Source organism: uncultured Maribacter sp., assembly GCF_963977385.1.
GTDB lineage: Bacteria > Bacteroidota > Bacteroidia > Flavobacteriales > Flavobacteriaceae > Maribacter.
In genome coordinates this window covers 700,919-719,159 of record NZ_CAXBOU010000001.1, presented here as the reverse complement: position 1 = coordinate 719,159, position 18,241 = coordinate 700,919, and the positions used below count along the sequence as shown (strand labels likewise).

Sequence of the window (18,241 nt, the reverse complement as noted above, 5' to 3'; positions counted from 1 at the left end):
ATGAGAAAAGGATTAATCATTGCAACAATAATAATAGTAATTGGATTACTCTGGTACTTTTTCATTAAGCCACAAGATTATCAGATTCGTGTAGAAGCCAAAACATTTCCAGGAACTATCAATCAATCTCTAAAAGCTTGGAACAACTCATTAAATGATGCTTCAATTGTTCAACTTGAAGATATAAAACATCTAAAACAAACCGTAATATTTGGAGATTCCACCCATATTTATACATGGAATATTTCTGTCATAAATGATTCCACCTCACAATTAAAAGTAGATGTAAAAGATCCGGACCATAGTTTAAAAAATAGATTATATATTCCTTTTACAGACACCAATTTTGAGAAGGGTTCTAGAAAATTTGTCACTGATTTTATAAAGAATCTTAATCAACATAGAAAAGAATTTAAAGTTACCATTTTAGAAGAGGAAGAATTACCCTCTACCTACTGTGCATGTGTGAAACACAAAACAAGTCAGGCAAAAAAAGCAATAGGAATGAAGGACAGTTATCCTTTTCTAAATTCTGTACTTGTAAGCAATGGTCTACAATTGAATGGCGTTCCTTTTATCGAAACCACAGATTGGGACATGGCTAATGATAGCATTGCATTTAATTTTTGTTATCCTATCATTAAAACGGATTCACTACCAACTATAAAGGACATTATCTACAAGGAATTTGACGGTCCAAAATCTCTGAAGGCTATATATAATGGAAACTATATTACCTCAGATAGAGCATGGTATGCTCTATTAGATTATGCTGCGAAAAATAATATTAAAGTAGATGCAAAACCTATTGAATTCTTTTTCAACAACCCTAATATGGGCGGAGATGCACTTCTTTGGAAGACCGAAGTATTCATGCCAATATCAGAATCAAATGAATAAATTAGTAGTAACCACATTCATCATTGTCACCACACTGACTTCGTGTACAAATTATGGTCAATTAAAGATTATAACAGATTTTCCTAGCAGTTTAAAAGAAAATTCTGGCTTGGTTACTTATGGTGATTCTACAGTTTGGACAGTTGAAGATAATGGCAATAAAGATGAAATTTATCAAGTAGATTTTTATGGTGAAATTAAAAATACCTTAGAAGTTAAAAATGGTAAAAATGATGATTGGGAAGATTTAGCCAAAGATGTATCTGGTAACCTATACATTGCAAATATTGGCAATAATGATAACTCTCGTAAAAATTTAGTCATTTATAAATTACCAAATCCAAACAACGAACCCGGCGATAAGATTGATGCCGAACAAATTGAGTTTTATTATCCTGATCAAAAGGAATTTCCTCCTAAAAAAAATAGACTTTTCTATGATGCTGAAGCCCTATTTCATCATGGGAGCTCACTTTATATTGTTACAAAAAATAGGTCTAAACCATTTAACGGTGAGGCTCACATATATTCCATTCCAGACACTAAAGGCAAGTATGAGGCAACATTCGTAGGGTCATTTACACCTTGTACGGATTGGAAAATATGTCAAATCACATCAATTGACATTTCACCAAAAGGAGATAAAATAGTCGCGCTTAGTTATGGTAAACTTTTTGTCTTTACTGAATTTACTTTGGATGATTTCTCTAAAGGTAAATTACAAGAAATTGATTTAGGCGCACGTACCCAATTAGAATCTGTTGGTTTTCTAAATGACGATACTCTACTAATTTCTGATGAACGCTCTCATGGTACTGGTGGCAATCTCTACTCCTACTCTTTAAAGTAATGGTTACTTTTAGAAACCAAAACCTAACCCAAACGTAAATCTCGGACCATCTTCACTAGCAAATAGTGCGGTATTGATAGATATAATATCAGAGGCATTCAAAAAGAAACCACCACCATAAGAGGTATGCCATCTTTCAGAACTCATGCCTGGGTACCAAACTCTACCATAGTCAAAGCCTCCAAAAATCCCCATGGCCATTGGTAATAAACGCGTACGTTTTTTATTGAGGCTAAATCTAATATCCGTATTTTGATAATATGAAGTCTTACCTGTAAATCTTTGGTTTCTAAAACCTCTTAAACCATCTAAGCCTCCGATACTAGCTGCCTGATAAAATTCATACCCATTACCCATATTAAAATGAGCTTTCCATTTCGTTGCTAATACTAAGCGGCCACTTGGTATTAATTTGTAATCGAAACTTATCGATGGAATAATATAGCCAAAATCACCTCCGTCAATGGATATATTATCTTTGTAACCTACTTGTAAAGCTGTTTCCATACCTAAAGTCGGGAAAGCTTCATTATCCCTATTCTCAAATGAATACCCAACATGAGCTCCTATAAAATCGCTATTGGTCTCTTCGCCATTTTGTTGGTAAAAAGTATTAATAAATCTATTGTCGGTTTCTTCAACACTAATATTTTGGTACGAAGCGCCAATCTTTACTTTTGCCCCCAATTCTCCTCGCCAAACCAATGAAGGTGAAAACTCTACCTGCCTTAGTTTTACTCTATTATAATCGAGCTCTAGATCGTCATCTAAATTCACTGAATTATTTCCATAACCGAAAAAGTTAACAGCAAAATTAGGACTAGTAAATCGAGCCGTTAATTCACCGTTCCAATTCTCGAACAAATGTGCAAATTCCCCTTGATATTTAAAATCAAAACCACTGGTAGCAAAATAATATGATGCTCCAAAAGTGTGCTGTTGAGTAAATGGATTTTGTCTAAATCCGTTATACGTGTAAGTATTTAAAAACCCGATACGTACACCATCATCAGGATTAAAACCTATGGTTGGGATTATTTGATTATAGCTATTTCTAAGTTTAAGAGGTTGATAGGTGTTTAGCTCATAATCATCAGACAATTTAACTTTTGCCCCACCCGTTTCTTTAAATGTATTTTTCTTGCTTTTATAATCATAAAGAGCAATATTCTTACCGTTATCAACCCTATAGATATCATTATTATGGCCACCAATAATTCTAACTTTTACTCCATTATAATTTGATGGATTTTTAACCTCAAAAATATCATCATCATCCAAACCGAAAACCCATATTTCTTTGGTATCCTCTTTTGAGAAAATTTTATAATAGAATAAATTGTCTTTCTTATCATCGATATTTCGATATACTTTTACTTCTGTTTCTTTATCGTTAAGCCTGTTAATCTCAAACCAATCATCTTTGTCAGTACCAGCAACAACTGCATACTTATTTATTATCTGATAGTATTCTTCTGCAGTTTCTTGAATATGACTTAAACGTGCCAATAAAATTCTCTTAATCTCTACTACAGTTTCATCACGCACTTCTTTAGGAAACGCTTCAAAAGCCTTGTCAACAGCACTAGGTGTTAAATTTTCTTGCAAATATTTTGCTTGAGCCAACCATTGGCTTTTCTCGGTTTCACCTAATAAAGTCATATCTAAAACATAAGTCATCGGTGAAGAATTGAAACCTTTTACACTCCTAATATCTTCGGTAAAACCTTCCATAAGTCTTAAACCAGGAATAATTCGTGTCGCAATATTCATTAATGCACCATCGCCCATTTTGGAAAACACTTGATCACGATCTCTTGGTACTGGTCTATAAACAATTTTGCCTTTCTCAAGATCTTTAAATTCTGCCCATCGCCATTGGTCTACATGTCTGTCCCAATCTCCTAATACCATATCAAGAAGTCTAGACCTTAGATATAAGTCTTTATCGACTTCATACTTTTCATCATCACGCAAATCTTCAAGCATACTATCCGTGCTTTTCAATTCATTTGAGTAACCAAAACTCTTCAAATCGCCATGACCGTCTCCCGTATGCTCTTCAATCATATATAATTCATCTCCAAAAGAATCATTATATCCTTTTAGCGCAGGCTGCTTTGGCACGTAATACAAAACAGGGTTTGTATGGTAAATACCAACCGCATCTGAAAGTATACCAGTTGTAAACGGACCATATGGGTGTGATCCCGTATAAAAATCTTGTAGCAGCTCTTGGGTATAAGTCTCTTTTAAATCATCAAGTACATATTGATCTTGAAAAGCCATAGATTGCAAATAAAGCTCAGCACTCTTCCGCAAAGCTCGCATCACATATTCTCTACCATCTTTTCTCTGAAGACGCAATGATTTGGATTGGTGTCCTCCACCCTTTTTAACGGGTACCAAACCACCCATTAAAGTATCAAGATTTACGGTTGGCACCTTTACCTCTGTACCATAATATTTACGGTAACGTTCTCCCCAAATCCCTTTAAAAAAACCACTTTTATCAATCTCTTTTTGAGTATAGACGGACGCCTTTACAGAATCAGGAAAATTGATTGCAAATTCTCCAACATATTCATTTTGGGTAGGTGGCAAAACCTCATTAGTGAATAAAAACTCTTCCTTTTTATCTTCATCCACACCATAGAATCTTACTCTTGAAGACCCATCGGCATATACTTCTAAGGTGGAATATCCCATTTTACCTGTATTGAATTGTGAGCCATTCAATAACTTTGTAGTACCTTCTTTAGACCCTGAACCACTTACAATCTGTGGTGTATTATTTTCAACTATATACTGCAATGTATGCTCATGACCAGATGCAAATATTACTCGTTCAGAAAATTGAGCCAAGGTGGTCACCCTATTCATTAATTCTCTGTATCGCTTATTATTTAAATCTTCGATAGATGCACCAGATGTATTTCTTAAAACATTAATGAACGTTCCTAAAACTGGGATTGGAATTGGTAATTCTTTGGGGTAAAATTGTTTTCTTAATGAATACTGACCCCCATGTTCACCATAACTAATTGTAGGGTGGTGCATAGCAATTACAGTTGTTCTATCACGGTAATCTTTAATAGCATCTTCAAGTTCTAGCAAAAACTTTTCCCTGCTTTTTATATCGCACTTATCATTGATATCTGGCCGCTTATCCCAATTCGTAAGGTACCATTCTGTATCTATGATAATAATAGCCACATCATCACCTATTTCTACCACATCTATAGGACATCCATTTTCAGGAAGAAATGGGTCTTTATGCTTTAATGCGCTTTTTATATAATCTTCTTCGCGTTCTAAACCGATTAGGCCTTCGGTATACCAATCGTGATTTCCTGGAATAAATAATGGTCTACCCTTAAAAGCATCAAGCGATTTCAATTGCGCATCTAAATGATTTTTGGCGGTTAAATATGCTGCCGTAGAATCTATAGGGTCTGGCAAACCGGCAGGATATATATTGTCACCCAAAAAAATAGCTGTGCTATTCTTACCTGCCTTATCTAATTTATCTTTAAAAATTTTGAGGGCAGGGTTCATTCCTCCCATAGGAGATAATCCGGCATCCCCTATCAAATAAAAGGTATGAGAAATTTCCTTAGACTCGTTTACATCTATTGCATATTTTTCGTCCACATATTTTGTACTATAGGAAGCACAACCTGTAATGAACAGAAAAACCAATAGATAAGCGTAATATTTTTTCATAGTACTATAACCCTCTTTAAATTTTCGTAATTTGGGTAATTCTAACCAATTTTTTCCATGTCAGATATCTTAGATAAAACACAACAGTTTGTAGTAGAATTACTTACCAATCACTTGGATAAGAGATTTTTGTACCACAACCTAAGACATACACAAAGAGTCGTTAAAAGTACTAAACAATTACTGGATTCATGTTCTCTATCCGATCAGGAAATGGAGATTTTAGAGTTAGTAGCCTGGTTACATGATACTGGCTACACAAAAGGCATTAATGAACACGAAGAAAGTAGTTGTAAAATAGCAGAAGAATTTTTATCAAAAGAAGGGTATAATAGTGATGGAATAGAGAAAATAAAATCGTGTATTCGGGCCACGAAATGGAATGCCAAACCTGCTAATTTAATGGATAAAATTATTAGAGACGCCGATTCCTCACATTTTGCTCAAAGTAGCTACGTAGAAACCTCAGAGTTACTCCGTGAAGAGCTGAAACTTTTAGGTGTTAAAGATTACAGCCAAAGAGAATGGTTAGATGGAAATATTCAGGTGTTTAGAACCGACCATCAATATTATACAGATTATGCAAAAGAGCATTGGCTGGAAAAGAAAGATAAAAACCTTAGAAAATTAATTAAGGATAAAAAATCTGAAAAGAAAATAGCCAAGAAGGAAAGACTAAAAGTTAAGTTCAAAAGTGAAAGTCCAGATCGAGGCATACAAACCTTATATCGGGTAACCTTAAAGAACCATATCGCCCTTAGTGATATTGCAGACACTAAAGCAAATATTTTATTATCTGTTAATGCCATTATAATCTCATTGGCACTATCTAATCTTATTCCCAAATTAGACAACCCATCTAATGACTACCTGATTTACCCAACAGTAATATTTGTATTGTTTGCGGTTATCTCAATGATACTAGCCGTATTAGCAACCAGACCTAATGTAACTAGTGGTGAATTCACCAAAGAAGACGTTGAAAACAAAAATGTTAACCTATTATTCTTTGGTAACTTTCATAAAATGAATTTGGCAGAATATGAATGGGCGATACAAGAAATGCTAAAAGACAAAGATTATATCTACAACTCTTTAACCAAAGACCTTTACTTTCTTGGTTTAGTTTTAAATAGAAAATATAATCTTCTACGTTGGACGTATACTATTTTCATGATTGGCATGATCTTATCGGTTATCGCATTTGCAATATCCTTTAAATTCTATGGCCCAGATCGCAGTTTAGAACTATTAAGCGAGGTATTATTCCTTTAGGGCGTCCATCAAATCTTGGTACGTGTATGTCTTTTCAGGCTCTTTATCTCTTTTGTATAGAATTTCGGCTCTTATAGCTTTTAAACCAGAAACTCCTTGCAACCCTTCTAATTCTACGATTTCAACCTTATCGGTGAAATAGCCTTTTGCCTTTAGGAATTTAATATACCTTAAATATTCCAATTCATCTTTTTTCTGAGAATACACAATGGAAAGCATTCCTTTTTGGGTCAAGCGTTCATTTGTACCCTTTAAATATGACTTATCAATTCTCTTTTTTATAACCTCGTAACGCGCATTATATGTGCCGTCAACATCAAATTGCTTTTCATCCATTCTAAAACGGATAGACAATGAGGTATTATATACCAATATCAATGATGTAGCATCTAATGGTACAGGTAATTTCGGCTTTAGCGCATAATGAACATTCTCCATTTCACACATCACCTGCAATTGCCACAACCTAAGATTGTTGAGGTACAATTTATTGTATTCCGTATTTTCTGAAATAGATGCACCGATATACATATTATGTTCAACGCCATCGGTTTTATATCGTTCATAGTAATGAGGATACATTGCTTGGGCACTTTCCTGTCTTTTGTCTATAACTGCGGAAAGTTTCTTATTAATCAGTGTAACACTTTCATCATAATTCTTTCTATGATCATAATACGAATCTGTACCCATGTCTATTTTAGACTCGTAAGTCAAAATATGTTTTTCTAAAACAACATCCGACTTTTTAAGATGCTCAAAAATTGGAAAAATTTCATCTTTTACAAAATCAAAAATAGCTTGCTCACTATTTGTGTAGAGCATTTCTTTAATACTTTCAAGATGATTGTTCACCCTGAAAATTAACTCTTCATAAATAGGTAAATGCCATTTTTTCAACGCAATAACCAAAACATCATTAATTTCAGAAAGTTGAATCATCAAATCTCGCTGAATGGCCAAATTACGTGCCTTAGAAGAATCTTTAATATCTATCTGACCAAATAGCGGATACACATCCTTAAAAACGATTTCTTTAAAAGTAGGCGTTTTACCTTCCAATTCATCACCTATAAACCTTTTGGCTTCTTCCTGAAATTTCCAATAGACTGAAGAATGTACAGAAGTACATTCATTTTGAATTATAGCATCTATTCTATTATTTTCTTCATTTTTAGTACGCACAACGGCAGATACTATAAATGGCATAACGTCATCTAGCTTTTGGGCATTAACACCATTAAGCACTCCTTTTCTTTCTGATACAACTTCTAAAACTCCTAAAAGTTTACCATTATAAGCGATTGGAGCAAAAATCGCACTTTTGATATTCTGATCTTTTAAAGCTGAATAAGGCTCCATACCACCGCTCATTTCAGTATAACGATCAACGTCGGTAATGGTGAAGTAAGAATTATCCTTAATTAATTTATTATAAGATTCTTGACATAAAGCGGTCGTACAACTCAAATGATTCTGCCCATGCAATAGAAAACTATTAAAACTCATGCCAACAATTTCTTCAAACTTATCACTTCTAGAATCATAGGAAGCAAAACCAACTTGAATGTTCGGTAGTTTGAAAAATGATTTGAACGTTTCTTGCAATTCTTCCATGAAATTTACCGGACGCAAATTATCTTTCGAAATCAATTTTGATTTAATATCAGAAATTGCCTGTTCGGCAGTAACATCGAACAAGTTTGCAATCACAAACCCTTTAGAAATAAAACTTTCAGGTGGAATTTTTGACATCCAAAGTTGAACATCATTTGGACTCTCTAATAACTCATCTACATCTGCCTGCGTAATTTCCTTTGCCTCATCAGTCGGAATTATATCCATAAAATCAGCATTATATAAAATTCGATAATGACGCATAACCCCTTGAGCATCAGGAATATCATAAAAATAAGGACGGCTAAAATCAAATTCAAAGCCGTAATGAAAATTCAATATTACCACACAGCTCATAATATAATCCATACCCTCACCAAGAGTTCTCATTTCTGGCTTATATTTTTCGCCAGCTTCGCTAATCATTTTCTGAAAGCGTTTGGTAGATTTGATGATAACATCCCTATAGGGCAAAGTAGCCACCTTAATCTCATTGGTACTCAAAGCCTCAGTAAACGTATCTTGTAAAATATGGTCAATTACATCCTTATACTTATCCAACAAGGTAAAATCGGAAAAACCATCTCGTAATTCAGGATACCCTTTTTGAGCATTCAAAATTCGTTTGGCCGTAGCAGCCAAAAATGGATCATCACCCGTCAATTGTTTCTCGTACTTCTTTAGAAGTTTGTCAAAACTAACGAGATGCTTTATAGGCATTGCACTATGATTGAGCTGGCTCATGAAATATTAGTCTACTAATTTGCTGTAAAGTTACAAAAGTTAACAGGTTATTTTAGTTAAACTACCCCCTGTGGTTAACGGGATTTTCGGATATTTAACGAAAAATAGACCATGTCATCGGATAGTAGACTTTCTAGAGCTTATAAAAATGCCAAAGTCATACCTTTTGACAACACTTCGAAATTCATACTTTTTAGCGATTGTCACAGGGGAGACAACAGTTTCGCCGATGAGTTCGCCAACAACCGAAACATCTATTTTCACGCACTTAAATTTTACTATTCAGAAGGATTTCAATATTGTGAACTTGGCGATGGGGACGAACTGTGGGAGAATATTCATTTTGATTCTATTTTTGAAGCACATAAGAATATTTTCAAACTCTTAAAACAGTTTCACCTAGAGTATAGACTTCATATGATTTGGGGCAATCATGACATGGTCTACAAAGATGAAGACTATGTAAAGAAGCACCTTTCAAGCTATTTTGAACCTATAGATGACAAGGACAAATCACTTTTTGAAGGCATAAAATATCATGAAGCTATAATACTAAAGCATACAAATACACAACAAGAAATATTTCTTACCCATGGTCACCAAGCCGATTGGTGGAATTACACCTTCTGGCGTTGGGGAAGATTTTTGGTTAGAGTTCTTTGGAAACCCTTACAAGTTTGGGGCATAGCCGACCCAACTTCTCCTGCAAAAAATTACACCGAACTAATAAAAGTAGAACGGCGAACAAAAAAATGGATACTTAAAAACAATCTGAAAGTAACCGTTGTTGGCCATACACACAGACCACGTTTTCCTGAGCCAGGTGACATTCCACTTTTCAACGATGGTAGTTGTGTTCATCCTAGAAGTATTACTGGAATAGAAATTGAAGAAGGCAATATTTCGTTAATAAAATGGCAAATAAATACGACCGATGATGGCACACTCCGAGTAGTACGTATTTTATTAGAAGGACCCCAAAAACTGGATGACTACATAGAGAAAAAATAACATGCAAACGCTTAATGAGCTTATTGAACAAATTCCTCTAAGACATAATCTTACATCAAGTCTTATGCTCATTGGGGTAGTTCAAAATCTATTTTTAAGCTTTGTTCTTTTTACTAAAAGCAAAGGAAATCTGCCGTTAAAATATTTAGCCCTTTTATTTCTTTCTGGAGCTCTCGTGTTTTTAGACACATACTTGTGCTATACCGGTTTAATCAAGTACATTTTATTTCTGAATGATTCTACTGAAGCATTCGTTTTAATGATTGGTCCGCTATTGTACTTTTCTATTTTCGGTTTCTTAAAAAGAAAGTCGATACCCATTAAAAGCGCATGGTGGCATTTTGTATTACCTATCGGATATTTCATAACACAAATACCATTTTACCTTGCTCCCATTTCAGTAAAATTAAACGCTTACTTAGGTGCTTATTACAGAGAAATGACCACGGCATCTGTTGACGAATCTTTTAGTTATAGTTATCATTTTATAAAAGATTCTTTTGATTGGCTTATTCTTTTTAGTTTACTCTTCTACACTATTATGTCTTTAAAACTTGTTAGAGAAGAATGGTTTAGAACAACTGAAAATCATTCTCAAAAAAACTCTCCAAAATATATTTTTACAAGAAACTCTGTTATTATTCTTTGTTCCTTCTTTTTACTAGTGTTTTTGGTTTTTTATCTTTTTGATGATGATGGTGGCGACCATTACATTTCTTTCTTTCAAAGTATGGCAGCTTTTAGTACCACATATATCATAATTTCAGAATCACGCTTTTTTGAAAAATCTTGGGTAGCTGATAAATATGAAACATTAGGCAAACCGAATAAAGAAATAGTATTTAAAGAAATTGATGACTACGTGGAAGAACACGAATATTTCACCTCTAAAAATGCAAGCTTAAAAGATTTGGCAAGCCATCTGAATTTTCATCCTAATCAAATATCAAAGGCCATTAACCTTGATTTTGGGGCTAATTTCAACCTCTATATTAACTCAAAAAGATTGCTTATAGCCAAGCAAAGACTGGTTGACCCCAAGTTTAGCCAACTAACTATAGAGGCAATTGGTGATTCTGTTGGTTTCAAATCTAAGTCAGCTTTTTACAACGCTTTTAAGAAACAAACAGGTCAATCTCCTTCGCAGTTTGTAAAATCAATTTCTCCAAAATTGTAATTGTGGACAGATTCTAAAGCCTGAAATTGAATTATCCTTTCAAATTCTTTCAACTTTGAACGAAACAAAAAGGGCCATGGATACAAAATTTAGAAGGTATGATATCGATTGGTTACGGGTAGTAGTGTTTTCGTTATTAATTTTTTATCATGTAGGTATGTTCTTTGTTCCATGGGGGTGGCACCTTAAGAACAATGTTACCTATGATTGGATAAAGTGGCCCATGCTTTTTCTAAATCAATGGCGTTTACCAATTTTGTTCCTTATTTCGGGAATGGGAACATTCTATGCCCTATCTAAAAGAAATATTTGGCAATTTAATAAAGAGCGTGTGTTGCGTTTAGGCATTCCTTTACTCTTCGGAATGTTGGTTATAGTTCCTCCTCAAGTATATTTCGAACGAATGACAGAGGGTCAATTTATCGGCACCTATTTAGAATACCTCACCTCGGTTGCCTACGAAGGTATTTATCCAGAAGGGAATATAAGCTGGCACCACCTCTGGTTTTTACCTTATCTACTTATATTCTCAGTACTACTATCACCAATATTCGTCTATATAAAGAAAAGAAACACTAGAATAATTACTTGGATACGCAGGGTCATTCAAAAACCATTAGGTCTGTATATTTTCATAATACCCTTATACCTATTAGAATCTTTAATGGAACCCTTTTTCGACATTACTCATGACTTAATTACTGACTGGTTTAATTTCAGTTCGTCTATCACATTATTTTTCTTTGGCTTTTTAGTGGTTGCTTCAGGAAAAAGTTTTTGGTCTGCTTTGGAAAAAATTAGAAAAAAAGCTTTAATTCTTGGTCTTTTAGGGTTTATAGGATTAGTAATTATTTGGCAATTTGAAGATGGATATGTGGTTCATTTTACTGAAGCCTTGTTTAAGATTGTCAATTTATGGTCCTGGATTTTAGTTTTGCTGGGCTATGCAAGTAAACATAAAAACAAACCAAGTAAACTTCTAAGCTATGCGAATAGAGCAGTTTATCCTTTTTATATTCTTCACCAAACGGTAACAGTTGCGATAGCCTACTATTTAAAGGATTTAGATTGGGGACTACTACCCAAAGCTATTATCTTGATTGTTAGTACGTTCGGTATAAGTTGGATAATTTATCACTTCATCATTCTAAAAATTAGGATACTGCAACCACTATTTGGACTTAAAACCATAACCTAGCACCTATTAAAAACTCTTATTGAAGAGTAAACTATCACGTATTTCAAATTTTTGATTTAATCGATAATTCCATATGAAAAAACGCAATCAGTTAAATATTTCTTAATAAAAAGCATTAAAACTTGTGACTTATTAGGGTTTTATGTTTCTAAATAGATAGAAACAATTAAACCTTTAAAATGAAAAAATTAATAGCAGAATTTATTGGCACCTTGTGGTTGGTGCTCGGGGGATGCGGTAGTGCCGTACTAGCAGCAGGATTTCCAGAATTGGGAATTGGCTTTGTCGGGGTAGCATTGGCTTTCGGTTTAACAGTAGTAACAATGGCATACAGTATTGGCCACATATCTGGATGTCATCTTAATCCAGCAGTTTCAATTGGTCTATGGGTAGGTGGGCGTTTTGAAGGAAAAAATGTACTTCCGTATGTAATAGCCCAAATTATTGGCGGTATCGCTGGTGCAGCAATACTTTTTTTAATTGCTTCAGGCAAGTCAGATTTTGTGATGGGCGATTTTGCAGCCAACGGTTACGGTGAACATTCCCCGGGTGGTTACAGTTTATCCTCAGCGTTAATGATTGAGGTAGCAATGACTTTCATTTTCCTTTTCGTTATTTTGGGATCTACATATACTAAAGCACCAAGAGGTTTTGGTGGCTTAGCAATAGGGCTATGTTTAACCCTTATACATTTAATAAGCATCCCTGTCACAAATACATCTGTCAACCCTGCAAGAAGTACCAGTCAAGCACTATTTGCTGGTGACTGGGCAATAGACCAACTTTGGTTGTTTTGGTTAGCACCAATTATTGGAGCAATTCTAGCAGGTCTACTTTATAAAATTATTTCTCCAGAAATAACTGATCGTTAATAGATTATTATCGATTAGGCTCTTCGTATTTAGATAAAATACGAAGAGCCTATTTTTTATGGTATATTTAGATATTCAACGTATCCAAACTAAATTATAATATGCCATTATTCATTGTTATTATAGGAATTCTACTCCTATTCATACTCATTGCCAAATTCAAATTAAATGCTTTTATCACCTTCATCATCGTATCCTTATTCGTTGGTATTGCCGAAGGTATGGATCCCATTTCCGTAGTTGATTCCATCCAAAAAGGAATAGGAAATATTTTAGGATTTCTTGTTATTATTTTAGGCCTCGGTGCCATGCTAGGTAAATTGGTTGCCGATAGTGGCGCAGCACAACGTATTACTACTAAACTGGTTGCAAAATTTGGTAAAAAAAATATTCAGTGGGCTGTTGTTCTTACTGGTTTCATTGTAGGTATACCCATGTTCTACTCCGTAGGGTTTGTTATTCTAGTACCATTGGTTTTTACCATTGCGGCGGCAACCGGGCTACCACTTTTATATGTAGGCTTGCCTATGTTAGCTTCCTTATCTGTGACACACGGTTATTTACCACCACATCCTGCCCCAACAGCTATAGCATCTATATTTAATGCAGATATAGGTAAAACATTATTATACGGTATAGCCGTAGCAATACCTGCCATCATTGTTGCAGGACCGCTACTTTCTAGAACGCTTAAAGGAATTAATGCTACTCCGCTAAAAGAATTTTTAAATCCGGTTATCCTAAAGGAGGAAGAAATGCCTAGTATGGCTAATAGTATTATCAGTGCACTTTTACCTGTTATCCTAATTGCAGTTGCTGCAATAGCAGAATTTGCATTACCAGATACTTTTTTCTTAAAGAAGACTTTAATTTTTATAGGAAATCCGGCGATAGCAATGCTTATTTCAGTTTTAGTTGCTATTTATACATTAGGTTTAGGTCGTGGAAAAAGCATGAAAGAGGTAATGGACTCCGTAGGTAGTGCTATTACGGGTATTACAATGGTGCTTTTAATCATTGCTGGTTCTGGTGCTTTGAAACAAGTTCTTATCGATAGTGGTGTAAGTGAATATATTGGCGCTATGCTACAAGGGTCTTCTATCTCCCCGTTAATATTAGCATGGCTGATTGCTACAGTTATTCGGGTATGCGTAGGATCTGCTACGGTCGCTGGTTTAACTGCTGCCGGTATCGTATTACCACTTACTCAAGGAACGGGAGTTAGTCCAGAATTAATGGTATTAGCCATAGGTTCCGGCAGTTTAATGTTGTCTCATGTAAACGACAGCGGATTTTGGTTATTCAAAGAATATTTCAATCTTTCGGTCAAGGACACGCTTAAAAGCTGGACGGTGATGGAAACTACCGTTGGTGTAATGGGCTTAATTGGTGTTCTAGTAATTAATACATTTATTTAAAATTAAAGAATATGCAAAAGAAACCTTCTGAAAGAATTAAAGAGTTGGGTTTAATTTTACCACCAGCACCACCTCCTGCAGGCCTATATAAACCTGTTTTAGTTGTTGACCATTTTTTATACATATCTGGTCAGGGTCCTATGCAAAACGACGGTTCTTTAATCGTTGGTCGAGTAGGTCATGATATGACAACGGAAGAGGCTAAAATAGCAGCACGACAAGTTGCCTTGACTATGTTATCTACCATACAAACTCATTTTGGCGATATAGATAGAATTAAACGAATTGTCAAAACATTGGGTATGGTTAATTCAACACCCGATTTTGGTCAACAGCCATTGGTCATTAATGGTTTCAGTGAATTAATGTCCGATATTTTTGGTCCTGAAAATGGCGTTGGCGTACGTAGTGCCGTTGGTATGATTTTACCTGGCGGAATTCCTGTTGAAATTGAAGCTCATTTTGAACTACATCATTAATACCTATGCAAAACAATAATTGGTATATTTTAAAAAATCCAGAGGGTGTAATATCTCCTTCTTTATTGGTCTATCCCAATAGAATTCAACAGAATATTGAATTGATGATTTCTATGATTGGCGATGTAAATCGTTTAAGACCTCATGTAAAAACATATAAGAACGCGAATATCATTAACATGCAAATGGAGCGTGGAATTACCAAATTCAAATGCGCAACCATTGCTGAGGCAGAACTACTTGGAAATTGCAACGCTCCTGATATATTGCTGGCCATGCAACCAATTGGACCAAATGCTCAAAGGTTTGTAGAACTGACGAAAAAATATCCGAATTCAAAATTCTCTACACTCGTAGATAATTCAACGACGCTTACTATTTTTGGAGATTTAGCGAAAGCCGAAGACACCAACATTAATCTTTGGGTAGATATAAATAATGGTATGAACAGAACTGGTATTATACCAGATCAGGCAGCATTAAAACTATATATTCAATTACATCAACACCCTAATTTAATAGCAGAGGGTCTTCATGCTTACGATGGTCATTTGAGAAATACCGACCCGAAAATTCGTGAAAAAAATTGTAATGTCTCTTTTGAAGCTGTCGTTTCATTGAAGAAAAAAATTGAGGACCAACAAATTCCAAGTCCCAAAATTGTGGCCGGCGGATCGCCTACTTTTCCTTTTCATTGTAAACGAAAAGACGTGGAATCGAGTCCAGGAACAACATTACTGTGGGATGCAGGTTATGGCAAACAATTCCCTGAAATGGGGTTTTTACCAGCTGCTGTTCTATTTACCAGAATACTTAGCAAACCTACCACAGGTATTCTATGTTTCGATTTAGGTCATAAATCGGTAGCACCCGAAATGCCTTTTCCACGGATTGAATTTTTAAACCTTGAGCATAGTAAACAAATTAGTCAATCCGAAGAACATTTAGTTGTAGAATACGATGATTTGACGATACCAGAGGTTGGTGATGTTCATTATGCCATACCAAAACATATTTGCCCGACTGTTGCGAAATACGATACCTTAACGGTTATTACAGATGGAGATGTCATCGACCATTGGAAAGTAACCACTAGAAACCATAAATTAACTGTTTAGTTATGTTCATATTTGATGCCCATTTAGATCTTTCCATGAACGCTATGGAATGGAATCGAGACCTTACATGGTCTATAGAAGAAATAAGAAAAAGTGAACAAGGATTAACCGATAAACCAGGCCGTGGTAACAACACTGTTACCTTAGATGCGATGCGAAAAGGTAATATAGGACTCTGCATGGCTACCCAAATTGCACGTTATGTGCATAAGGACAATACCCTCCCGGGATGGAAATCACCACAACAAGCTTGGGCACAAACCCAAGGGCAATTGGCTTGGTATAAGAGCATGGAAGATGCTGGTGAAATGGTACAAATTACAAATAAAACCCAACTAGATGCTCACCTAGAACTTTGGGAGTCTGATGAAGAAAAAAAGCCAATTGGCTTTCTACTAAGTCTAGAAGGTGCCGATTCTATAGTTGATATCTCCTATTTGCAAAAGTCTTACGACCTCGGTCTTCGTGCAATTGGTCCTGCCCATTACGGACCAGGAACTTATGCTCACGGCACAAATTCTGTAGGTGGTATCGGTACTAAAGGAAGAGAACTTCTAAAGGAAATTCAACGACTAGGTATTATACTAGATGTGACTCATTTATGCGACCTCAGCTTTTGGGAAACGATGGTAAATTATGACGGACCACTATGGGCGAGCCATAATAACTGCAGGACACTAGTCGATCATCATAGACAATTTACAGATGAACAGTTGAAGGAAATTATCGCTCGAAAAGGAGTTGTTGGTGTTGTTCTAGATGCTTGGATGATGACACCAACTTGGGAAAGAGGCGTTTCTACCCCCGAATCTGCTAACGTTAGCTTACAACAAATTCTTGATAATATTGACCACATTTGTCAATTGGCTGGTAACGCGGATCATGTTGGCATAGGCTCTGATCTCGATGGCGGATTTGGAAAAGAACAAGGACCTGCAGATTTAGATACTATCGCCGACCTACAGAAAATATCCGGTTTATTAAAATCCAGAGGATACGCTGAAGTGGATATTGAAAAGATAATGAATGGTAATTTCATCAACTTTTTACGAAGAAATCTTAAGTAATAGCACTTCGTTTATCGAATAAACCTATTATCGAAATTATTTTAACGAAGCCTTAAGTACGCATGGCAGGGTATTTGTTATCTTTATTTCATCATATTGATGACCTAATGAAGAAACTTTTTTTTCTTTTTATTGTTTTGTTCTGTAGTAGTGTAGTTATCGTTTCTGCTCAATCAGATTTACCTACGGCTAAACCACTTAAAATTGAGAGTGCAAACCCTATTGATCCTTTGGGAAAACCAAGTACAGGTCCTGTTCTAAACATGCCTTCTTTAATTAAAGAACAGCCAAATGTAAATATGAGAGACCCAAATACCGTAAAAATGTTACGTGATGAGGAATTAGTTCAAGCTGGCACAGGTTTGAAAATTGATCCTCGTATTGGACCCGGAGAACGCTTGGGGGGTTCAGGACAGTTTTTTGCTGATCAATACTTAGGTGATGTAAAAAGTAGCGGAAAGTTTATAGGTATCGTTTGTAGAGATCATGAATATGTAGATGGAGATCGTGTTAAGATTTATATGAACGATATGGTCGTTGAACCCAATATGTTATTGACAGGCGCATTTAAAGGAGTTAATGTTGATTTGCAAGATGGTTTCAACCGCCTAGATTTTGAAGCTCTTAATCATGGGTCTTCTGCGCCGAACACTGCACAAATTGATGTATATAATGACAAAGGAGAATTAATTTATTCAAACAAATGGCTTTTATCTGCAGGATCGAAAGCTACACTGATTGTTACCAAAGAGTCAATGTAGGTCAACACCATCGGTTTTCCTACCAAAC

At 35.3% G+C, this 18,241-nt stretch carries 14 protein-coding genes; 12 read left to right on the top strand and 2 right to left on the bottom strand.

All coding sequences use genetic code 11. The features are described from left to right. Positions 1–900, top strand: a complete 900-nt coding sequence (locus AAC084_RS03040; protein WP_339836714.1) for an AraC family transcriptional regulator — start codon at positions 1–3, stop codon at positions 898–900. Beyond that, positions 893–1,750 (top strand): hypothetical protein, encoded by an 858-nt coding sequence (locus tag AAC084_RS03035; protein ID WP_339836712.1) that lies wholly within the window; start codon positions 893–895, stop codon positions 1,748–1,750. The genes AAC084_RS03040 and AAC084_RS03035 overlap by 8 nt, the downstream gene beginning before the upstream one ends. 9 nt (positions 1,751–1,759) lie before the next feature. On the opposite strand, the gene AAC084_RS03030 is transcribed toward AAC084_RS03035, so the two are convergent. Further along, the gene (locus AAC084_RS03030) at positions 1,760–5,476 is read right to left on the bottom strand and encodes a metallophosphoesterase (RefSeq protein WP_339836709.1); all 3,717 of its coding nucleotides are present in this window, start codon (positions 5,474–5,476) and stop codon (positions 1,760–1,762) included. Between the two features lie 57 nt (positions 5,477–5,533). On the opposite strand from AAC084_RS03030, the gene AAC084_RS03025 reads away from it, so the two are divergent. Then, a complete protein-coding gene (locus tag AAC084_RS03025; protein WP_339836706.1) occupies positions 5,534–6,751 on the top strand; it encodes a Pycsar system effector family protein in 1,218 nt (405 codons plus the stop codon). On the opposite strand, the gene AAC084_RS03020 is transcribed toward AAC084_RS03025, so the two are convergent. Then, positions 6,740–9,112 carry a GAF domain-containing protein gene (locus AAC084_RS03020; protein WP_339836704.1) on the bottom strand — a complete coding sequence of 791 codons (2,373 nt, stop codon included), beginning with the start codon at positions 9,110–9,112 and terminating at the stop codon, positions 6,740–6,742. The genes AAC084_RS03025 and AAC084_RS03020 overlap by 12 nt on opposite strands. Positions 9,113–9,223: 111 nt before the next feature. Here AAC084_RS03020 and AAC084_RS03015 point away from each other — a divergent pair, with 111 nt between their 5' ends. The 9 genes from AAC084_RS03015 (at position 9,224) to AAC084_RS02975 (ending at position 18,213) form a co-directional block, all read left to right on the top strand. Continuing rightward, the gene (locus AAC084_RS03015; protein ID WP_339836701.1) at positions 9,224–10,123 is read left to right on the top strand and encodes a metallophosphoesterase; all 900 of its coding nucleotides are present in this window, start codon (positions 9,224–9,226) and stop codon (positions 10,121–10,123) included. 1 nt (position 10,124) lies between these two features. Continuing rightward, entirely contained in the window at positions 10,125–11,300 is a 1,176-nt protein-coding gene (locus tag AAC084_RS03010) for an AraC family transcriptional regulator (RefSeq protein ID WP_339836698.1), read from the top strand. Between the two features lie 76 nt (positions 11,301–11,376). After that, entirely contained in the window at positions 11,377–12,498 is a 1,122-nt protein-coding gene (locus AAC084_RS03005) for an acyltransferase family protein (protein WP_339836695.1), read from the top strand. A 179-nt stretch (positions 12,499–12,677) separates the two neighbouring features. Continuing rightward, positions 12,678–13,370 (top strand): aquaporin Z, encoded by a 693-nt coding sequence (gene aqpZ / locus AAC084_RS03000; protein ID WP_339836692.1) that lies wholly within the window; start codon positions 12,678–12,680, stop codon positions 13,368–13,370. Between the two features lie 101 nt (positions 13,371–13,471). Continuing rightward, positions 13,472–14,788 (top strand): gluconate:H+ symporter, encoded by a 1,317-nt coding sequence (locus tag AAC084_RS02995; RefSeq protein WP_339836691.1) that lies wholly within the window; start codon positions 13,472–13,474, stop codon positions 14,786–14,788. Positions 14,789–14,799: 11 nt separating this feature from the next. Then, positions 14,800–15,267 (top strand): RidA family protein, encoded by a 468-nt coding sequence (locus tag AAC084_RS02990; RefSeq protein ID WP_339836689.1) that lies wholly within the window; start codon positions 14,800–14,802, stop codon positions 15,265–15,267. 5 nt (positions 15,268–15,272) lie between these two features. Then, entirely contained in the window at positions 15,273–16,385 is a 1,113-nt protein-coding gene (locus tag AAC084_RS02985) for a D-TA family PLP-dependent enzyme (RefSeq protein WP_339836687.1), read from the top strand. A gap of 2 nt (positions 16,386–16,387) precedes the next feature. Next, positions 16,388–17,452 carry a membrane dipeptidase gene (locus AAC084_RS02980; protein ID WP_339836685.1) on the top strand — a complete coding sequence of 355 codons (1,065 nt, stop codon included), beginning with the start codon at positions 16,388–16,390 and terminating at the stop codon, positions 17,450–17,452. 107 nt (positions 17,453–17,559) lie between these two features. Beyond that, on the top strand, positions 17,560–18,213 hold the full coding sequence (locus tag AAC084_RS02975) for a hypothetical protein (protein ID WP_339836683.1): 654 nt from the start codon (positions 17,560–17,562) through the stop codon (positions 18,211–18,213). Positions 18,214–18,241 lie beyond the last annotated feature (28 nt).